Genomic DNA, 18,854 nt, shown 5'->3' with positions numbered 1-18,854 from the left:
GGATGGGGGCTTCGTGCCCATGGAGCGTGCGGTCCCCGCCGAGAGCGCGGTGGCGATCTCGGTGAATGGCTCGACCCATGCAGTGATGATGGCGACGCCGGCCGATCTTCGCGAGTTCGCGTTCGGACTGGCGCTGAACGAGCGGATCATCTCCCGCATCGAGGATGTCGAAAGCCTCGACATCGAACCTGTCGAGGGCGGCTACGATTGCCGGCTCTGGTTGGCGCCGGCGCTTGCGGCCCGCTATGTCGCGCGCCGCCGCCTGATGACGGGGCCGGTCGGCTGCGGCCTGTGCGGTGCGGAAAGTCTGGAGCAGGCCCGACCCGAGCTTGTCCCCTTGGCCGACCGATTGCGGATCGAGCCTACCGCGATCGTGCGCGCGATGGCGCAGATGAGCGCGGGGCAGGTACTGGGCGCGCGCACCCGTGCCGTTCATGCGGCGGCCTTCGCTAATGCGGAGGGCGAGGTTCAGGTGGTGCGCGAGGATGTCGGGCGTCACAACGCTCTGGACAAGGTGGCCGGTTGGCTCGCCCTCGAAGGGCGGCGCGCCGATGACGGCTTTCTTGTCATGACCAGCCGCGTCTCGGTCGAGCTGATACAGAAGGCCGTCACGATGCGATGCGAGCTTCTGGCCGCCGTTTCGGCGCCGACCGAGCTGGCCCTGCAAAGCGCGACGGAGGCCGGGCTGACGCTCGTAGTGGTGGTGCGGGGCGAAACGTTCGAAATCGCGACCCGCCCGCAGCGGATCGCGGGGGCGCCGTCTTTATGACGCCTTGCCAGCCAGTGCGCCGGGTTGCGCGGGGCGGATCAGGTCCGTCATGGAGCGCAGAAGCCGAGCCAGTTCGGGCTCCACCACGGCGGCGGCCGCGTCTTCCGTGCTGAACCATTGCCGCCGACGCTCTTGCGCCTCGGGCCAGCGCGAGGCGAGCTTGCTCACCTCCATGGGATAGACCTTCACGCGGCAGGACACGACGTCGCCATTGCGCAGGGTCTTGGGGTAGCGATAGGTGCCAGCTGCCTTTTTGGCGATATGGCCTTCCACGCCGGCTTCTTCGAAAGCCTCCTGCGCGGCGGCCTGATGGGGCAGCTTCGACTTCATCGGCCAGCCCTTGGGAATGACCCAGCGGCCGGTCTCGCGCGAGGTGACCAGAAGAACGCGCAGGCCGGATTCAGCATCGTTCGAATAGGCGAGGGCGCCGATCTGCTTGCGGTCTTTCATATGTGGCAGTCCTGATCTTCTAACGCTCAATGAACGCATATTCTAACTGTCCGAAGCTGGAAGGCGGACCATTATAATGTTGGCCGCGCTCCGATCGGGGTGACATGAAACAGGCTGCCGGGTCGTGCTCCAAAATGGGAAGCGCGACGGATGACGCCAAAGGCGCCCATCTAAGGCGTTGCCGTCTTTGTGAAAAAGACTCGGCGCATCGAGATGCGCTTGAGGTCTCTTATATAAGGATAGGTTCTGCCGTTTTGCAAACGATCGCGCGTGAATCAACATTCGCATGGATCAGCGAGCTTCACGCCGAGCGCCGATCTATGGCCCTTGGACCCATTCGCTGGTCATCTGTTGAACGCCCATTCAATGCGGGCGGGCTGGCTTTCTCGACGGGCTGTCCCAACTTTCCTCCCAACAGGTGATGGGCCCTTTGCCGCGCGGACGCATCCACCGCTCGCTGGCTCGACGATGGAAGGAGAAGGCCTGATGTCAAACATTCGCTATGAAGTGGTCGAGCACGATGGCGGCTGGGCCTACAAGGTGGGCGATGTGTTCTCGGAAACGTTCCGCTCGCATGACGCTGCGCTCGCGGCCGCGCGCGACGCTTCTGCGCGTCAGGAACTGGCGGGCGAAACGGAAGGCATCGTCTATCAGGACCGCGAAGGCGCCTGGCACGAGGAGGTCGCGCGCGGCGACGATCGGCCTCACGCCGAAGTGGTCGACGCCGACTGAGACGGGTTGTCGAGGATATGCGGTATGACCGGACCCGGTTCGGTCTTACCCTGCATCGAAAAAGGCTGGTGCGGCGTCTTCTCCCAGCGATGGGGCGCTCGCACGAGCTGCACGATGGCCCGCATCCCAGCAAAGCTCACCATCGCCCAGTAGAACCAGAGCGACCAGAGCTGCGAGAGATGATGGCGCTGCGCGCGCGGCGTGACGCGATGGGCGAGGGCACCGAAGGCGGCATAGGCCAGAAGCAGGTTGCTGACGTCCAGAAACACCAGCGTGCCGAAGCTGAGCGGGAAATCCCCGCCCATGGCGACGGTGACGACCGCGCTTGTCAGGTGCAGCCCGAAGACGAGATGCAGAAGGCTCGAAGCGATCATGCCGCCGAACACGAGCTGGAAGGCCAGGAGATTGCGCCAGCCGATCTCGCGCAGCAGACGGCGGGGTTCGCGCATATGGACCAGCCACGTCTGAATCCAGCCCTTGATCCAGCGGGTGCGCTGGTTGCGCCAGTCGCGCCAGCAGGAGGTCGCGGACTCCGAAGTCGGCGCATGGATGATGCCGGTGCGATAGCCCGCGCGGGCGAGCCTGATGCCGAGATCGGCGTCTTCCGCGACATTGTGACTGTCCCAACCGCCGAGTTCCAGAAGAACCTCGCGCCGGAAATGGTTGGACGTGCCGCCGAGCGGCAGCGGCAGATCGTGGGCGGCCAGCCAAGGCAGCGTCGCCTTGAACAGGACGTCGTATTCCATGGCAAACAAGGTCTCGAACCAGCCTTCTCCCGCATTGCGGATCGAAAGCGGCGCCTGGAGACAGGCGAGATCATCGGAGCTTCGGCGAAAGCTCTCGAAGGCAGCGCGCAGCTGCTGGGGCGCGGGGCGATCCTCGGCATCGTAAAGCACGAGAAATTCTCCCTGCGCGAGGGGGAGGGTGAAGTTCAGCGCCTTGGGTTTGGTCAGGGGATCGCTGCGCGGCGTCGCGATCACGAAGAAATTGGGCTCGTTCTCGATGGCGCGCTCGACGGCGTGAACCGTCTCGGGGTCCGACGCCTCGCAGACGAAGAACACTTCCAGACGCGAGCGCGGCCAGTCGAGGGCCGCCATGGCGCGCACGACGGACGGTGCCATGGCGGCCTCCCGGTGCAGCGCGACCAGCACCGAATAGAGCGGCAGGGTCTCGTCCTGCGACGGACGCGGAGCCACCAGCGCGGCGCATGCGTCGCTTCGCATGTCCAGCGGCAGCGTCTCGGACAGAACGGCGATGCGGAAGGTCGTCAGCACCAGCGCGCAGAGGCTGCACAGAAGATGCGCGCCGAACCAGAACCAAGGCAGGGTGGCCCAGGCGAGACCAAAGCCTATGAAGAGAAGCGTCATGACAGCCGCCTGCGCCCCTGTCATCACCTCGCGCGCGGATAGACGACGCTGGTCGGCCGAGAGGCTGAGACGGGCGCGGTCGGATCGCTCCTTCTGCGTGAACTCGGCCCGCGCTCGCGCCATGTCGCTGCGCGTCGTGATGCGCAGCCGCGCGCGGTCGGCCCCCAGCCCAGCGATGCTGCGGGCCAGGGAGCCGAGTCCGTCCAAAGCTGGGCAGATATGGAAGCGCGCTTCGAAGCCCGAGCCGCAGCCTTTAAGATAGCGTGGTCCGCTGAGCCATGCGCCATGCGCGTCGCGTAGCACGGTAACGCCGGGCTCGATCGGCTCCACCGGAATGCCGAGTGTGCGCGACAGCGCTTCGGCAAGTTGCGCCTCCGTCAGAGTGCGGCGCGCGACGAGCTCTTCCTCGATGCTCGATCCGACCCGGCGCGCGGCAAGGGCGGCGGCCTCGAAGGTTGGGGCGTCGATGCCGGCGTGAGCGAGGAATGCAGCGAGCAGCTGCCTCTGGAGATCCTCCTGCGAGGCGCCCTCTCCCGCCTCGTCGAGGATCGCACCACGCGGCTTGCCGAGGCCCCTGGATGCGCCATAGAAGAAGGGGCGGCGCATCTGGAACTCGATACGATCCCGATCCACGGACCCTACAACCGACACGCGCCAACCCCACAAGGACACCATCCCATGGTTTCGCAATGATGCGCGCGAGGAAACCAACCTGCGGGAGAGTGCCCGCTTTTCTGCGTCGGCTATGCTTTCTTCTGGTTGCATCGCTTGGCGCTTCGACGCCGGTATGGGCGCAAGTCGTGCAGACGCCGAATTTCCACGACCAGGCACAGCGCGCGCCTGAGCCCGATCTCTCCGCCCGCACGCGCATCCGATTCCTCACCTCGGTCGATTATCCCCCGTTCAACTTCCTGGATGGCCGAGGGCAACTCGCCGGCTTCCATGTCGATCTGGCGCGCGCCATCTGCGAGGAACTGAACGTCACTGCGATCTGCCAAATCGAGGCGCGTCCCTTTGCCGATCTCGCCGGCGCGCTGGAATCGGGGGAGGGGGACGCGGTGATCGCCGGCCTTGCCATCACGGCCGACAATCGCGCGCGCTTCGCCTTCACCCAGCCCTTCTTCCGCTACCCTGCGCGGCTTGCGGTTCCGAAGGGCTCGGACCTCGGCGGCCCCCTGGCGCTCGGTCTGCCGGATGTGGAGGTCGGCGTCGTGGCGAACGGCGCTCATGCGGCGATGCTGCAGTCTTTCTTCCCGAAGGCCCGCGCCGTCCCGTTCGAATCGGCGGAGAAGGCGCAGGAGGCTCTGCGTGCGGGCCGCGTGAAGGCGCTGTTCGGAGACGGCGTGGCGTTGTCCTTCTGGCTCGGCAGCGAAGCTGCGGCGGGGTGCTGCGAATTCCTGGGTGGCCCCTATCTGTCCGATCGGTTTCTGGGCGAAGGTCTGGCGATCGCCGTGCGCGCCGACGACCCTCAACTGGCCGCGGCCTTCGATTACGCGATCGGGCGCATCGTGAGGGAGGGCGGCCTGTCCGAACTCCTGCTGCGCTACTTCCCGATCAGCGCCTTCTGATGCCTCTTTGTTGACGAAGCGCCCGGCCACCCCATAGACCGAACCTTACGAGACGCCGGGCGCGCGGGACGCGCCGCCCACCAGCCCCAAGGAACTTGAGCGAATGTCCGACGCCGCGCGGCCTTCCGTCTTCCACGACGCCACGATCCGTACGGAGGGCCTGACCTCCAATGCCTGGCCTTTCGAGGAAGCGCGCAAGATCGTGAAGCGCCTGGAGCGCACGGGCAAGACGGAGGCCCTGTTCGAGACGGGCTACGGTCCCTCGGGCCTGCCCCATATCGGCACGTTCGGCGAGGTGGCGCGCACGACCATGGTGCGCAACGCCTTCCGCGTCCTGACCGACGATGCGGTTCCGACGCGCCTCATCTGCTTTTCCGACGACATGGACGGGATGCGCAAGATCCCCGAAAACGTGCCCGACCGGGCCGCGCTGGAGCCCTATCTCCAGAAGCCGCTGACGGACGTGCCAAACCCGTTCGGAGGCGAGGGGGAGAGCTTTGCCGAGCACAACAATGCCATGCTCCGCCGCTTTCTCGATACGTTCGGCTTCGAATACGAATTCGCGAGCGCGACGGATTACTATCGTTCGGGCCGTTTCGACGAGGTCCTCCTGCGCGCGGCCGAGCGCTACGATGACATTATGGGCGTGATGCTGCCGACGCTCGGAACTGAGCGTCAGGCGACCTACAGCCCGTTCCTGCCGATCTCGCCCAAGACCGGCCGAGTGCTCTATGTGCCGATGAAGCATGTCGATGCCAAGGCGGGCACTGTCACCTTCCTCGACGAGGACGGCAGCGAGACGACCCTGCCGGTGACCGGCGGCGCGGTGAAGCTTCAGTGGAAGCCGGATTTCGGCATGCGCTGGGCCGCGCTCGGCGTCGATTTTGAGATGTTCGGCAAGGATCACCAGACCAATGCCGGCGTCTATGACAAGATCTGCGAAATTCTGGGCGGCGAAGCGCCGGAGCATTTCGTCTACGAACTCTTCCTCGACGCCGAAGGCGCCAAGATTTCCAAGTCCAAGGGCAATGGCCTGTCGATCGAGGAATGGCTGACCTATGCCTCGCCCGAAAGCCTTGGGCTCTACATGTTCAACAAGCCGCGCGCGGCCAAGCGCCTGCATTTCGACGTGATCCCGAAGGCGGTGGAGGATTACTACGCCTTCGCCAGCGCCTTCGATCGGCAGGACGCGAAGTCCCGCCTGCAGAACCCGGTCTTCCACATCCACGCGGGCGAGCCTCCGGTGAAGGGGATCGCAGTGCCCTTCGCGCTGCTTCTGAACCTCGTCTCGGCCTCCAACGCATCGGACGCGAAGACCCTTTGGGGCTTCATCTCGCGCTATGCGCCGGGCGTCACCGCCGAGACCGATCCTGAGCTCGACCGGCTCGTGACCTACGCGCTGCGCTATTTCGAAGACTTCGTGCGGCCGACCAAGCGCTTCCGCGCGCCGGACGAGGTGGAGCGCGCCGCGCTCGAAACGCTGGAGCAGAAGCTGGCGGCGCTGGCGCCCGACGCCGATGCCGGCGCGATCCAGGACGCGGTGCTCGACGTCGCTCGCCCCATCGAGCGCTATCAGGACGCCAAGAAGAAAGGCCCGGACGGCGGCCCCGGCGTTTCGCTCGAATGGTTCTCGGCGCTCTATCAGATCCTGATCGGCCAAGAGCGCGGGCCGCGCTTCGGCTCCTTCGTCGCGCTGTATGGCATTGAGGAAACGCGCAAGCTGATCCGCGAGGCGCTGGAAGGCCGGCTTCAGCCGCTCGCCTGAAGGGGGTTGCCGGCGCGGTCGCTTGGGCGCGCGCCGGTTACTGCAAGGCGCCCTGCTGCGTGATCTCGAACTGCCAGATGCCGCGACCCGCCTTGCGCGCCTGATCGGCGCTGGTCGCATAGCGGCTGCCGGGCTCGGCATTCGCCCAGCCATTGCGCACCAGCCACTCGCCCACATCCTCTTCGCCCAGCCGGCAGGCGGTCGGAGCCTCGGGAGACGAGGCCTCGGCGGGGTCGCAGGAGAGCGTGCGCCCGCGCAGCCAGGCGCGGAACTCCGTGCGAGCCCGGACGCCGCAGGGCCATGATCGCGGCCCGTCGGCGCAGCGCGCGTCCGGCGCGATGGGCTCGACCCCGGCAATATGGATCGTGTTTCCGCCGGAGCGGATCGTGCCGCTGTCGATCGCAATGGGGAAGGGGTAACGACGCGTTCCCTCCGTGTCGGCTTCGGCTTTCTGCTCGGCAACCGGCGTAGCGCCGGCTTCGGCTGCTGCGGTTTCTCCCTCCGCCACCGCATTGGGCGCGGGAGCCGCTGCCGGCACCTCGGCAACCACGGGCTCGGCCGCGCCGGATGTGACCGCTGGCAGGCGCTGGAGCGGGCCGGACAGTTCGACCGCGACGGGGCCGATCGTTCGGACGGGGCCGCCTATGCTTTCGGGCGTGCCTTCGTGGGCTGACGTCGTCTCGCTGATCTTCGTTACGGGCGCGACGGGCCGAATGTCCGCGATGGCCTCCAGCCGTTCCACCGGACCCAGCGCATGGTTGGGCAGAAGCAGCACCCAAGCCAGAAGAAGCGCGCAAAGCCCCAGCGCGATTCGAAAGGATTGCATGGCCATTCCCCGGTTTGCCGAAGACCTCAATTAGCGTGCCTTCACCCGTTTGGAATAAGCAAGATCCCGCTTACTGGCTGGCCCAGAGAATGCGCGCGATCCATTCGATGTCGGCGGCAGCGAACTGGCGATCGGGGAAGTCCGGGTTCACGGAGGCGAGTTCCACCGTCTTGGCGGTGCGCCTTTGCAGGATCTTGACCATGACCTCGCCGTCCCGCGTCTTGGCGACGACGCGGTCGCCCCGGCGCACCGAGGCGGTGGGCGAGACGATCACCACATCGCCTTCCCGGTAAAGCGGCATCATGGACTGGCCCGACACTTCCAAGGCGTAGAGCGTTCCGTCCTGGCCCGGCAGTTCGATCTCGTCCCAGCCCTGACCGACCGGAAAGCCCGCATCGTCGAAGAAGCCGCCGACGCCCGCTTCCGCAAAGCCGAGCAGCGGAACCGACAGCGGCGCGCGCACCGGAACGCTCGCGGGCGACAGGCCGCTGCCGAGAAAGGCCGAAAACTCGGAAAAGGACACGCCTGTCGCCTCGATGATCTTCGAGATCGATTCCGTAGAGGGCCAGCGCGGCCGTCCGTCGCTGGCAAAGCGCTTGGAGCGGTTGAAAGTCGTGGGGTCGAGCCCGGCCTTGCGGGCGAGGCCCGAGGCGGTCAGCTTGTACTTGGCGGCCAGAAGGTCGATCGCCGTCCAGATGCGCTCGTGGGAAAACATGCGGATCGTCCCGAAGGTCGGTGCGGCTGGAGAAAAGAAGCGAGGAATATTATCCTTGAGATTTCCCTTCTTTACGGGGCGCGGTGGAGCGTGTCGAGACCCAGAAGTGATGGTATGCGGGCTTTTCCACGCGCTTTGCGCGCGGATCGTCGCAATCCATCGGACACGAGTTTCCCACAGGCTTGTGGGGAACCGCCCGGCGAAATGTGGCATTTTAGGGAGTTGGCGGGTGGAAGTCAGGCCCGCGCTTCGGGGAGACGACAATGCCTGCGCCGGGTTTGCGCTTTGCACCCAACACGAGCGAGGAAACACGCCGCCGGGCCAGCGAGCCGGGGCGCGGGCGTGACGCGAGCGGGCCGCTCGGCATTCCCTGGAAGGGCTGGAAGGACATTTCCTGGCGGCTCTGGTACTCGTTCTTCGAGGATCGGGTGATGCTGATCGCGGCGGGCGCGACCTTCTATCTCCTGCTCGCGCTGTTTCCCGCGCTGGCCGTCTTCGTGTCCTTCTACGGTATCGTGGCGGACCCCAAGACCATTGCCGACCATATCGCTTATATCGGCCAGTTCCTGCCGCGCGCGGGCACCGAAATCCTCACCTCGCAGCTCGAATATCTCGTGACGCGCGATCCCGCCTCGCTCTCGATCGGCTTCGTTTCGGGCCTTCTGTTCTCGCTGTGGAGCGCCAACAATGGCGTGAAGACTCTGTTCGAGGCGATGAACGTCGCCTATGGCGAGCAGGAAATGCGCTCTTTCCTGAAGCTGAATGCCGTCGCCTTTCTGTTCACCATGGGCGCGGTTTTCATCGGCATCGTCATGTTCGTCTCGGTCGGCGTGGTGCCGATCATCATGAACCTGATCGGCGCGGAAAGCCTGACCGATGAACTCGTGGCCGCCGCGCGCTGGCCAATCGTCTTTGCCCTCGCGGTCGGCGGCATCAGCATGGTCTATCGCTATGGGCCGAGCCGGGCGCGGGCACGCTGGAAATGGGTCTTCTTCGGCGCGACATTGACCGCCGCCATCTGGCTGGCCGCCTCGATGGGATTCTCCTGGTATCTCCAGAACTTCGCCAACTACGGCGCGACCTATGGCTCGCTCGGCGCGGTGGTCGGTTTCATGATGTGGGTCTGGCTGTCTTCGACCATCTTCATCATCGGCGCGGAGATCAATGCCGAGATGGAACATCAGACCGCGATCGACACGACGGACGAACCCGAAAAGCCGCTCGGCGCGCGCGGTGCGCGCGTGGCCGACACGATCGGCCGCAGCCTCGCGCGCGAAAAGCGCGCGGGATGATTTCCCGCCTGTTTCGATAATGAATGGGGCGGCCCGATGCGAGCCGCCCTTTTCTGGTGGATCAGGCGGCCTGAGCCTCGCCGCCGAAGCGCGAATAGAAGCTCTCGCCTCGCTCGGCCATCTCCCGCAGAAGCGGCGTCGGGCGGAAGCGCTCGCCATGCTTGGCTTCGAGCTTTTCGCACAGCGCCACGAAGGCCTTCACGCCCATCCCGTCGATATAGGAGATGGTGCCGCCCGTATAAGGCGCGTAGCCGAAGCCCAGAATCGAGCCGACATCGGCTTCGCGCGGGTCGGTCACGACGCCTTCTTCCATGGTGCGGGCCGCTTCCAGCGCCATGGTCACGAGGAAGCGCTGCTTCAACTCGGCGAAGTCCACCGCATCCGGGGCCTGCTGCGGGAACTTCTCTTTCAGTCCGGCCCAGAGATGCTTCTTGGCGGGCTTTTCCGGGTAGTCGTAGAAGCCCTTGCCCGCCTTGCGGCCGAGGCGGCCGTCTTCGGTCACCATCGCGTCGATCAGCTGGAAATGGCGCGGGTCGATGGCATCTTCGCCCTCGTCGCGCATGGTCGCCTTCATGATGCGATGGCTGAGATCGACGGCGGTCTCGTCGTTCAGCGCCAGCGGGCCGACCGGCATCCCGGCGAATTTCGCGGCATTCTCGATCATGGCCGGCGGCACGCCTTCCACCAGCATGTCGTAGGCTTCCGTCATATAGCGCAGGACGCAGCGATTGGCGAAGAAGCCGCGCGTGTCGTTGACGACGATGGGAGTCTTCTTGATGGCGCGCACGAAGTCGAGCGCCGTCGCCAGGGCCTCGTCGCCCGTTTCCTTGCCGAGAATGATCTCGGTCAGCATCATCTTGTCGACCGGCGAGAAGAAATGGATGCCGATGAAACGTGTCGCCTCGGGGAAGGCGTCGGCGAGACTGGTGATGGGCAGGGTGGAGGTGTTGGAAGCGAAAATCGCGCCGGGCTTCATGGCCTCGGCGGCCTTGCGCGTCACCTCGCCCTTGACCGCGCGATCCTCGAACACCGCTTCGATCACGAGATCGGCGTCCGCCAGCGCCGCATAGTCGGGCGTTGCGTTGATGCGCGAGAGAACCGCTTCGGCCTCGTCCGGCTTGGCGCGGCCCTTCTTGACGAGGCCGTCCATCAGCGAGGCGGAATGGGCCTTGCCCTTGTCGGCAGCGGCCTGATCCCGATCGATCAGCACCACATCGAGCCCGGCTTTCGCCGCGACATAGGCAATGCCCGCGCCCATGAAGCCGGCGCCCAGAATGCCGACGCGCCGGGGCGTGCGATCCGGCACGCCGGCCGGGCGGCGCGCGCCCTTGTTCAGCGCCTGCATGGAGACGAAAAGAGAGCGGATCATCATCGCCGCTTCGGTGGTCTGGAGCACTTCCGCGAAATAGCGCTGCTCGACCTTGAGCGCCTGATCGATGGGCAGGAGCAGGCCTTCATAGACGCATTTCACGATGGCGCGCGCGCCGGGGTAATTGTCGGCGGTTTCCTTGCGATAGAGCGATGCGACGGCCGGCCAGACCTGTGCGCCCGCTGGAGAATAGACGGGGCCGGAGGGCAGCTTGAAGCCCTTCTCGTCCCAGGCCTTCACCGGCTTCAGCCCGGCGCGCAGCATCTCCTTGGCCTTTTCCACCAACTGATCGGCCGGCACCACCTCGTCGATCAGCTTCATCGACTTGGCCTTGGCAGCCGATAGGGTCTCGCCTTTCAGGAGCATCTGGAGGGCGGACTGCGTGTCGGTGAGGCGAGGCACGCGCTGCGTGCCGCCCGCGCCGGGGAAGATGCCGACCTTGACCTCCGGCAAGCCCATCTTGGCGCTGTTGGCGGCGACGCGGCCATGGCAGGCGAGGGCCAGTTCGAAGCCGCCGCCCATGCAGGTGCCGTTGATCGCCGCGACATAGGGCTTGCCGGAGGTTTCCAGCTTGCGCCAGATGCGCCCCATCTCGCCGCAGCGCTCGAACAGTTCCGCGACCGCCGCGTCCCTGTTCTCGCCGCGCTTGGCCTCGAACGTATCGAACATGCCGCGCAGCATCTTGAGATCTGCGCCGCCGGTGAACGAGCCCACCTTGCCGGAGGTCAGGACGACGCCCTTCACGCTTTCATCACTGGCGAAGGCATCCACCATGGCCTCGATCTCGCCCAACACCTCTTCGGTGAAGACGTTCATCGAGCGATCCGGCATGTCCCAGATGACGGTGACGAGACCGTCTTCGTTCGGGCCGAGGGAGAAGTTCTTGTAGGTCATACCAGCTTCCCGAAAAGGATGATTCAAGACAAACGGTGATTTAATTTTGGGGGCCGGCTAAGCGCAAGCCGGCACAACTTCAGACTTTGCTAAGAGGCCGACAGTTAAGTTGTCGCCGTGAAGCGAGCAGTAGAGGGACGTCGGATGAGCGGCGGATGCGAGGGATGCCGTTCGGGCGAAGCGCTGGACTTCGACTTCTCGATGGCTTTTCAACCGATCTTCGACGTGCGCGAGTCGCGCGTCTGGGGCTACGAGGCGCTGATCCGGGGCCTTGCGGGCGAGGGAGCCTACAGCATCCTGTCCCAGGTCAACGACACGCAGAAATATCGCTTCGACCAACTCTGCCGTACCAAGGCGATCGAACTGGCGGCCCGCTTGTTTCCTCAAGGCGAGAACCTTCGTCTCTCGATCAACTTCCTGCCCAATGCCGTCTACGAGCCCGCCGCCTGCCTGCGCGCCACGCTTCTGGCCGCCCGTCGCCATGCTTTCCCGCTGAACGCGCTGATGTTCGAGTTCACAGAGAGCGAGGAGATCGTCGATACCGGCCATCTCCAGCGCATCCTTGCCGAATATCGCCGGCAGGGCTTTGTGACCGCGCTGGACGATTTCGGCGCCGGCTATGCAGGGCTCGGCCTTTTGGTCGATTTCCAGCCGGACCTGATCAAGCTCGACATGAAGCTGCTGCGCGGCATCGACACGAGCTATCCCCGGCAGGTGATCGTGGCCACCATTGCCGCCGCCGCCCGCGCCCTGAACATCGAGGTTCTGGCCGAGGGCGTGGAGACGGAGGCCGAGTTCACCATTCTCCAGACGGCCGGCATCCATCTCTTCCAGGGCTATTACTTCGCCCGCCCCGCCTTCGAAGCGCTGCCCCAGCTCAACCTGCGCAGCGCCCATGACATGGCCGCACAACTCGGCGTGCAGGTCTGCTGAGAACTTGCCTGTCGGTGGAAGGCGAGGGGAGCCCATGGCCTCCTTGCCTCACACGCGCTCGATGACGGTGGCCGTGCCCATGCCCGCGCCGATGCAGAGCGTGACGAGCGCGGTCTGCTTGTCCTGACGCTCCAGCTCGTCCAGCACCGTGCCCAGAATCATCGCGCCCGTCGCGCCGAGCGGATGACCCATGGCGATGGCCCCGCCATTCACGTTCATGATTGCCGGATCGATCTCGAAGGCCTGGCAATAGCGCAGAACGACCGCCGCGAAGGCCTCGTTCAACTCGAACAGATCGATGTCGGAGAGCGCCATGCCGGAGCGCTCTAGGAGCTTCTTCGTCACGTCCACCGGCCCGGTCAGCATCAAGGCGGGGTCGGAGCCGATATTGGCGAAGGTGCGGATGCGCGCGCGGGGCTTCAGCCCAAGCGTTTCGCCCGCGCGTTTGGAGCCCAGAAGCACCGCGCCCGCCCCGTCCACGATGCCCGACGAATTGCCGGCATGGTGGACATGATCGACGCTTTCGAGTTCGGGATGGGCCTGAATGGCGACCGCGTCATACCCGCCCATTTCGCCATGCGCGGCGAAGGAGGCGTTGAGGCTGCCCAGCGACTGCATGTCGGTGGACGGGCGCATATGCTCGTCGCGATCGAGGATCACGAGTCCGTTCTGATCGCGCACGGGGATGACGGACTTGGCGAAGCGCCCATCGGCCCAGGCTTGCGCCGCGCGGCGCTGCGATTCCACGGCATAGGCGTCCACGTCGTCCCGGCTGAAGCCGTATTTGGTGGCGATCAGATCGGCCGAGATGCCCTGCGGCATGAAATAGGCGGGGATGCCGACCGACGGGTCCATGATCCAGGCACCACCCGACATGCCCATGCCGACGCGCGACATGGACTCGACGCCGCCCGCGATCACGATGTCGTCCGAGCCGAAGGCGATCTTGGACGCGCCGAGATTGACCGCGTCGAGACCCGAGGCGCAGAAGCGCGAAATCTGCATGCCGGGCGCGGCGAAATCATAGCCCGCCTCGAAGGCGGCAGCCTTGGGGATCACCGAGCCGGCTTCGCCCACCGGATCGACGCAGCCGAAGATGATGTCGTCCACTTCGGCGGTGTCGAGCCCGTTGCGATCGCGCAGCGATTCCAGAACGCGGGCCGCGAGACGCACGGCCGGCACCTCGTGCAGCGAGCCGTCCTTCTTGCCCCGGCCGCGCGGCGTGCGAACATGATCGTAGATATAGGCTTCAGACATGTCGGGCTCTTTCCGATCGCGGAAGATGGTTCAGAAGCTGGCGGCGTCGAGCGCCATGGTCGAGGTCGAGCCCGACGAGATGCGGGCAAGATGGGCGGCCGACTCCGGCATGATACGGTCCATGAAGAAGCGGCCCGTCGCAAGCTTGGCCTCGAGAAAAGCCGTGTCGCTCGTCTCTCCGCCGGCGAGTTTGTCGTTCGCGGCCTTGGCCATCTGGCCCCACATGTAGCCGAGGGCCACGAGCCCGAAGAGATGCATATAGTCGGTCGAGGCCGCGCCCGCATTGTCGGGCTTGGTCATGGCATTGCCCATGAGCCAGAGCGTCGCCGCCTGCAGGTCGTTCAAGCCTTTCTTGAGCCCCTTGGTGAAAGGGGCCATGCGCTCGTCGGCGCGGTGCGCCTCGCAGAAGGCCCCGACCTCGGCGAAGAACGCCTGGATGGCGCGGCCATTGTTCAAAGCCAGCTTGCGGCCGACGAGGTCGAGCGCCTGAATGCCGTTGGCGCCCTCGTAGATCTGGGCGATGCGCGCGTCGCGCACATACTGCTCCATGCCCCATTCGGCGATATAGCCATGGCCGCCGAAGACCTGCTGCGCCATCACCGTGTTGTCGAAGCCCTTGTCGGTGAGAACGCCCTTGATGACGGGCGTCATCAGGCCCATCCAGTCGTCCGCCGCCTCGCGCTCCTTGGCGTCGTCCGAGAGGTGGAACAGATCGCCCTTCAGGGCGGTCCAGAGGATCAGCGCGCGGCCGGCCTCGTTGATCGCGCGGATGGTCATGAGCATCCGCCTGACATCGGGATGCACGATGATCGCATCGGCTTTTTTGTCGGGCGCCTTGGTGCCGGACAGCGAGCGGCCCTGGATGCGCTCGCGGGCATAGGCGACGGCGTTCTGGTAGGCGATTTCGGAGATGGCGAGACCCTGCACGCCGACGCCGAGCCGCGCCTCGTTCATCATCGTGAACATGGCGCGCAGGCCCTTGTCGGCCTCCCCGACGAGCCAGCCCGTCGCCCCGTCATAGTTCATGACGCAGGTGGCATTGGCGTGAATGCCCATCTTCTCCTCGATCGAGCCGCAGGAGAGAGAGTTGCGTGCGCCGGCCTCGCCCGAAGCGTCCGGCAGGAACTTCGGCACGACGAACAGCGAAATGCCCTTCACGCCTTCGGGCGAGCCCTCGATGCGGGCGAGCACGAGATGGATGATGTTGTCGGAGAGATCATGCTCGCCGGCCGAGATGAAGATCTTCTGCCCGGTGATGCGATAGGATCCGTCACCCTCCGGCACGGCCTTGGTGCGCAGAAGCCCCAGATCGGTGCCGCAATGGGGCTCCGTCAGGTTCATCGTGCCCGTCCAGATGCCGTCCACCATCTTGGGCAGGTAGAGCTGCTTCTGCTCCTCCGTCCCATGCTGCTGGAGCGCGGCGATGGCGCCGCGCGTCAGGCCCGGATACATGGCGAAGGCCATGTTGGCGGACGATAGGAACTCGTTGACGGCGGCCGCCAGCGTGTGCGGCAGACCCTGTCCGCCATAGGCGGCCTCGGCCGAAAGCCCGCCCCAGCCCGCCTCGCGAAAGCGCGCATAGGCCTCTTGGAAGCCCTTGGGCGTCGTGACCGAGCCATCCTCCGCGCGGTGGCAGCCCTCGCGGTCGCCCGACTGGTTCAAGGGAAAGAACACGTCCTCGGCAAAGCGCCCGGCCTCGCCCAGCACCGCCTCCAGCACATCGGGGGAGACCTCCGCGAAGGCCGGGAGATTGTTGTAGCGCTCCAACCCCAAGACATCGTTCATGACGAACAGCGTATCGGCCACGGGCGCGTGATAGACCAGCATCGCAATTCTCCTCCCCGGATATGGCGATATTTGACGTTTGCGTAAACGTAAGTCTGAACATAGCCAGCTTGGCGTGAGCGCGCAAGCGTCTTGCCCCGACGAGCACCTCGCTCTCGCAAGCGCCCCGCTTTGCGCAAGCGCCCCGCTTTGCGCAAGCGCCCCGCTTTGCGCAAGCACCTCGCTCGCACCTCCATCTGCGCTCTTTTCGCTTGAGCGGAGCCTGCGGATTTGGAACACACGGGGCGACAGGGCGTGGGGCACCCACGCCGACAGGAAGCCCGCCCGTTCGAGGACAAACGCCCATGTTCCAGGATTTCGACGACAGGTCCGACGCCTCGCAAACGGCTTCGCGGGTCGAGCGCCTGCGCGCGGCGCTCCGCGAAGCGGGCGTCGATGGGTTCGTCATCCCGCGAGCCGACGAGCATCAGGGCGAATATATTCCGCCATCCTCAGACCGCCTGCGCTGGATCACGGGCTTCACCGGCTCGGCCGGCGTCGCGCTGGTTCTGCCTGCGAGCGCGGCCGTCTTCGTGGACGGACGCTACACCGTGCAGGTGCGCGCGCAGATCGACGCTTTCGTCTTTGCGCCCGAAAGCTCGGTGGAGACGCCGCTCGCGGCCTATCTAAAGGACAAGGCCAAGGGCCTGCGCATCGGTATCGACCCTTGGCTGCATACATTGGCTGAGGTGAAGTCGCTGGAAAAGGCGATGGAAGAGGCCGGCGGCACTCTGATTCCTCTGCCGCACAATCCGGTCGATCGCATCTGGCAGGATCGCCCGTTGCCGCCCAAGGGGCGCGTCACGCTGCAGCCGGTCGCCTATTCCGGTCTGGAGAGCGCCGAAAAGCTGGAGACGATCCGCGAGGGGCTGCGCAAGGCCGGGGCCGATGCCACGGTGCTGACCGATCCCTCCTCGGTCGCCTGGGTGTTCAATATTCGCGGCGGTGACGTTTCGCACACGCCCTTGCCGCTCTCCTTCGCCCTGATCCCGGCGGACGGGCGGCCGACCCTCTTTATCGACGCGGATAAGCTGGACGGGGAGGCGAGCGCCTATCTCTCCGGCCTTGCCGATCTCGAAGCGCCCGACCAGCTCGAAGGCGCACTCGCCCGTTTTGCGGACGAGAAGGCCGTAATGCTCGATCCGGCCCTTGCCGCCGATCGTCTATCGCGCATCGTCACCAAGGCCGGTGGCCGCGTTATCGAGAAAGAAGACCCGGCGCGCCTGCCACGCGCGCGCAAGAACGCGGTCGAGATCGAGGGCTCGCGCCGTGCTCATTTGCGCGACGGGGCGGCTATCGCCTCCTTCCTGTCCTGGCTCGATCGCCAGCCGGCCGGCTCGATCACCGAGATCGACGCCGCGCAGAAGTTGGAGGCGATCCGCACGCGCTTCGGCGAGGCCGATGGAATGCCGCTGCGCGATCTCTCGTTCGACACGATCTCGGCCTCCGGCCCGAACGCCGCCCTGCCGCATTACCGCGTCAATCGGGACTCGAACCGGACGCTGGGCGATGGCGAGATTTTTCTGATTGATTCCGGCGCGCAATATCAGGATGGCACGACTGACATCACCCGCACGGTCGCCATCGGCGTGGTGCCGGACGAGGCGCGCCAGAAGTTCACGCTGGTCCTCAAGGGCATGATCGCGATTTCCACCGCGCGCTTTCCCAAGGGCACGCGCGGCATGGACCTCGATCCGCTGGCGCGCATTGCGCTATGGAAGGCGGGCTGCGACTATGCCCATGGCACAGGCCACGGCATCGGCTCGTTCCTGGCCGTGCATGAGGGGCCGCAATCCATCTCGAAGCGCGGCGCGGCGGTTCTGGAGCCGGGCATGATCGTCTCGAACGAGCCGGGCTATTATCGCGAGGGCGCTTTCGGCATTCGCATCGAGAACCTGCTTCTGACGCTGGAGGCGGCCGAGATCGAGGGTGGCGATCTGCCCATGCATGGGTTCGAGACGCTGACCTTCGCGCCGATCGATCGCCGTCTCGTGGTTCGCTCGCTCTTGAGCGAAGCTGAAATCGATTGGCTCAACGCCTATCACGCCGAGGTCGCGGCCCGCATCACACCGCGCCTCGACGACGAGGAGGATCGCCGCTGGCTGGAACTGGCGACGCGTCCCTTGCCTGTCTGATCCGACAACAAGGCAGCCGTGGCGCTAGTGCTTCGGCTGCCTTGCGTTGAACGACTGCCTTATCGGCACAGGCGACGTGGCCCGTTGTTGGGCTGGAACGTGCCGCTCTCGCGGTCGAAGCTGCGATAGCGCGTCTCGCAATAGCGATACCATGCGCCGCTGAACGGCGCGGGACGGCTGCTGGCCGCGTTCGGTTGCGCGCCGTATTCGGCCTTGTAGAGCGCGGCGTTCTGGTCGAAGCCGAGAACCGCGCCTGCCTGCACAAGCGGATCGGGGCGATAGAAGCCGGGAACCGGCGGGGCGGGGGTGGCGTAGTAGAGCGGACCCGCGACGCCCGGCCCACCGAACTGGCCGACCGTCTTGCGATAATAGGGTCCGGTGACAATGCTCGGAACGATGGGGTATTGCGCATCCCGCGCATAGACGGGCCGATTATAGGGATCGATCCCGACGAATTCCCCGGCGGACGCTGCCGATGGGGTGAAGGCCCAGAGCCCAAGCGCCAGACACGCCGCGTTCATTCCCTTCGAGCCGAACATTCGCTGCCCTCCGTGCAAAGCTTGCGCCAAACTGTCGCTGAAGAAATGCGCCGCGGCTCCCCCCGGTTCCCGCTCCAAACGGAAACGGCCGCATCGAGGGATGCGGCCGTGCAAGAGATGGACAGGCTGTTGTCAGCGGCAGAATTGGCGCGGGCCGTTATAGGGCTGGAACGTGCCGGAGCCCGGATCGAAGGACCGGTAGCGGGACGAGCAATAGCGATACCAGTCGCGGCTCCACGGGCGCGGACCATAAGCCGGCGCGGCGTAGCGGGGCGCCGCGTAACGTGGGGCGACATAACGCGGCTGGTTGGCGCTCGCGATGGCCGCGCCGACACCGAGGCCCAGGATCGCGCCCGCGATGGCCGCGCCGCCATTGTTGTGGCGGTGGCGATAATAGCGCGGGCCACCCTCGTAATAAC

16 protein-coding genes are annotated in these 18,854 nt (G+C 65.6%); 7 read left to right on the top strand and 9 right to left on the bottom strand.

The genetic code is table 11. The features are described 5' to 3' along the window. Positions 1-769 (top strand): formate dehydrogenase accessory sulfurtransferase FdhD (gene fdhD / locus AUL28_RS04055; protein ID WP_306302750.1); only part of this gene is annotated, 769 nt, incomplete at its 5' end. Here fdhD and AUL28_RS04050 read toward each other — a convergent pair. Further along, entirely contained in the window at positions 764-1,219 is a 456-nt protein-coding gene (locus tag AUL28_RS04050; protein ID WP_058634369.1) for an NUDIX hydrolase, read from the bottom strand. The two genes, fdhD and AUL28_RS04050, sit on opposite strands and share 6 nt — an antisense overlap. A 486-nt stretch (positions 1,220-1,705) precedes the next feature. On the opposite strand from AUL28_RS04050, the gene AUL28_RS04045 reads away from it, so the two are divergent. Next, positions 1,706-1,951, top strand: a complete 246-nt coding sequence (locus AUL28_RS04045; protein WP_058600681.1) for a DUF2188 domain-containing protein — start codon at positions 1,706-1,708, stop codon at positions 1,949-1,951. Here AUL28_RS04045 and AUL28_RS04040 read toward each other — a convergent pair. Beyond that, a complete protein-coding gene (locus AUL28_RS04040) occupies positions 1,924-3,984 on the bottom strand; it encodes a glycosyltransferase family 2 protein (RefSeq protein ID WP_156419884.1) in 2,061 nt (686 codons plus the stop codon). The two genes, AUL28_RS04045 and AUL28_RS04040, sit on opposite strands and share 28 nt — an antisense overlap. A 134-nt stretch (positions 3,985-4,118) precedes the next feature. Here AUL28_RS04040 and AUL28_RS04035 point away from each other — a divergent pair, with 134 nt between their 5' ends. Together AUL28_RS04035 and AUL28_RS04030 are read left to right on the top strand one after the other, a co-directional pair. Further along, positions 4,119-4,886 carry a transporter substrate-binding domain-containing protein gene (locus AUL28_RS04035; protein WP_244493406.1) on the top strand — a complete coding sequence of 256 codons (768 nt, stop codon included), beginning with the start codon at positions 4,119-4,121 and terminating at the stop codon, positions 4,884-4,886. Between the two features lie 103 nt (positions 4,887-4,989). Further along, positions 4,990-6,651 carry a lysine--tRNA ligase gene (locus tag AUL28_RS04030; protein ID WP_244493405.1) on the top strand — a complete coding sequence of 554 codons (1,662 nt, stop codon included), beginning with the start codon at positions 4,990-4,992 and terminating at the stop codon, positions 6,649-6,651. Between the two features lie 37 nt (positions 6,652-6,688). On the opposite strand, the gene AUL28_RS04025 is transcribed toward AUL28_RS04030, so the two are convergent. Together AUL28_RS04025 and AUL28_RS04020 are read right to left on the bottom strand one after the other, a co-directional pair. Continuing rightward, a complete protein-coding gene (locus AUL28_RS04025; RefSeq protein WP_156419883.1) occupies positions 6,689-7,477 on the bottom strand; it encodes a thermonuclease family protein in 789 nt (262 codons plus the stop codon). 70 nt (positions 7,478-7,547) lie between these two features. Beyond that, positions 7,548-8,192: a S24 family peptidase gene (locus tag AUL28_RS04020; protein WP_058600677.1), complete on the bottom strand. Its 645-nt coding sequence runs from the start codon at positions 8,190-8,192 to the stop codon at positions 7,548-7,550. Positions 8,193-8,455: 263 nt separating this feature from the next. On the opposite strand from AUL28_RS04020, the gene AUL28_RS04015 reads away from it, so the two are divergent. After that, positions 8,456-9,484, top strand: a complete 1,029-nt coding sequence (locus AUL28_RS04015; RefSeq protein ID WP_058600676.1) for a YihY/virulence factor BrkB family protein — start codon at positions 8,456-8,458, stop codon at positions 9,482-9,484. Between the two features lie 61 nt (positions 9,485-9,545). On the opposite strand, the gene AUL28_RS04010 is transcribed toward AUL28_RS04015, so the two are convergent. Beyond that, complete coding sequence (locus tag AUL28_RS04010; protein ID WP_062230755.1) at positions 9,546-11,747, bottom strand: FAD-dependent oxidoreductase; 2,202 nt, start codon at positions 11,745-11,747, stop codon at positions 9,546-9,548. Between the two features lie 144 nt (positions 11,748-11,891). On the opposite strand from AUL28_RS04010, the gene AUL28_RS04005 reads away from it, so the two are divergent. Further along, entirely contained in the window at positions 11,892-12,680 is a 789-nt protein-coding gene (locus AUL28_RS04005; RefSeq protein ID WP_062230754.1) for an EAL domain-containing protein, read from the top strand. A gap of 48 nt (positions 12,681-12,728) precedes the next feature. Here AUL28_RS04005 and AUL28_RS04000 read toward each other — a convergent pair whose 3' ends face one another. Next, positions 12,729-13,937 carry an acetyl-CoA C-acetyltransferase gene (locus tag AUL28_RS04000; RefSeq protein ID WP_062230753.1) on the bottom strand — a complete coding sequence of 403 codons (1,209 nt, stop codon included), beginning with the start codon at positions 13,935-13,937 and terminating at the stop codon, positions 12,729-12,731. Positions 13,938-13,967: 30 nt separating this feature from the next. Next, positions 13,968-15,764, bottom strand: coding sequence for an acyl-CoA dehydrogenase C-terminal domain-containing protein (locus AUL28_RS03995; protein WP_062230752.1), 1,797 nt, complete (start codon positions 15,762-15,764; stop codon positions 13,968-13,970). Positions 15,765-16,066: 302 nt separating this feature from the next. On the opposite strand from AUL28_RS03995, the gene AUL28_RS03990 reads away from it, so the two are divergent. Further along, complete coding sequence (locus AUL28_RS03990) at positions 16,067-17,896, top strand: aminopeptidase P family protein (RefSeq protein WP_062230751.1); 1,830 nt, start codon at positions 16,067-16,069, stop codon at positions 17,894-17,896. A 59-nt stretch (positions 17,897-17,955) separates the two neighbouring features. Here the strand turns inward: AUL28_RS03990 and AUL28_RS03985 are convergent, their stop codons facing one another. Together AUL28_RS03985 and AUL28_RS03980 are read right to left on the bottom strand one after the other, a co-directional pair. Continuing rightward, on the bottom strand, positions 17,956-18,435 hold the full coding sequence (locus AUL28_RS03985) for a BA14K family protein (protein ID WP_062230750.1): 480 nt from the start codon (positions 18,433-18,435) through the stop codon (positions 17,956-17,958). A gap of 132 nt (positions 18,436-18,567) precedes the next feature. After that, positions 18,568-18,854: BA14K family protein (locus tag AUL28_RS03980; protein WP_192843393.1), on the bottom strand; the 287-nt coding region annotated here is incomplete at its 5' end.

Origin of the sequence: Aureimonas sp. N4, assembly GCF_001463925.1 — a bacterium.
Taxonomy (GTDB): Bacteria; Pseudomonadota; Alphaproteobacteria; order Rhizobiales; family Rhizobiaceae; genus Aureimonas; species Aureimonas ureilytica_A.
Note: the sequence above shows the minus strand (reverse complement) of the source record. Positions and strands in the feature narration are given on the sequence as shown.

Bases quoted from the DNA above. Each gene is read 5' to 3' on its own strand.
- AUL28_RS04050 (WP_058634369.1), bottom strand. From the start codon at position 1,219: ATGAAAGACCGCAAGCAGATCGGCGCCCTCGCCTATTCGAACGATGCT.
- AUL28_RS04045 (WP_058600681.1), top strand. From the start codon at position 1,706: ATGTCAAACATTCGCTATGAAGTGGTCGAGCACGATGGCGGCTGGGCC.
- AUL28_RS04030 (WP_244493405.1), top strand. From the start codon at position 4,990: ATGTCCGACGCCGCGCGGCCTTCCGTCTTCCACGACGCCACGATCCGT.
- AUL28_RS04025 (WP_156419883.1), bottom strand. From the start codon at position 7,477: ATGCAATCCTTTCGAATCGCGCTGGGGCTTTGCGCGCTTCTTCTGGCT.
- AUL28_RS04020 (WP_058600677.1), bottom strand. From the start codon at position 8,192: ATGTTTTCCCACGAGCGCATCTGGACGGCGATCGACCTTCTGGCCGCC.
- AUL28_RS04015 (WP_058600676.1), top strand. From the start codon at position 8,456: ATGCCTGCGCCGGGTTTGCGCTTTGCACCCAACACGAGCGAGGAAACA.
- AUL28_RS04010 (WP_062230755.1), bottom strand. From the start codon at position 11,747: ATGACCTACAAGAACTTCTCCCTCGGCCCGAACGAAGACGGTCTCGTC.
- AUL28_RS04005 (WP_062230754.1), top strand. From the start codon at position 11,892: ATGAGCGGCGGATGCGAGGGATGCCGTTCGGGCGAAGCGCTGGACTTC.
- AUL28_RS04000 (WP_062230753.1), bottom strand. From the start codon at position 13,937: ATGTCTGAAGCCTATATCTACGATCATGTTCGCACGCCGCGCGGCCGG.
- AUL28_RS03995 (WP_062230752.1), bottom strand. From the start codon at position 15,764: ATGCTGGTCTATCACGCGCCCGTGGCCGATACGCTGTTCGTCATGAAC.
- AUL28_RS03990 (WP_062230751.1), top strand. From the start codon at position 16,067: ATGTTCCAGGATTTCGACGACAGGTCCGACGCCTCGCAAACGGCTTCG.
- AUL28_RS03985 (WP_062230750.1), bottom strand. From the start codon at position 18,435: ATGTTCGGCTCGAAGGGAATGAACGCGGCGTGTCTGGCGCTTGGGCTC.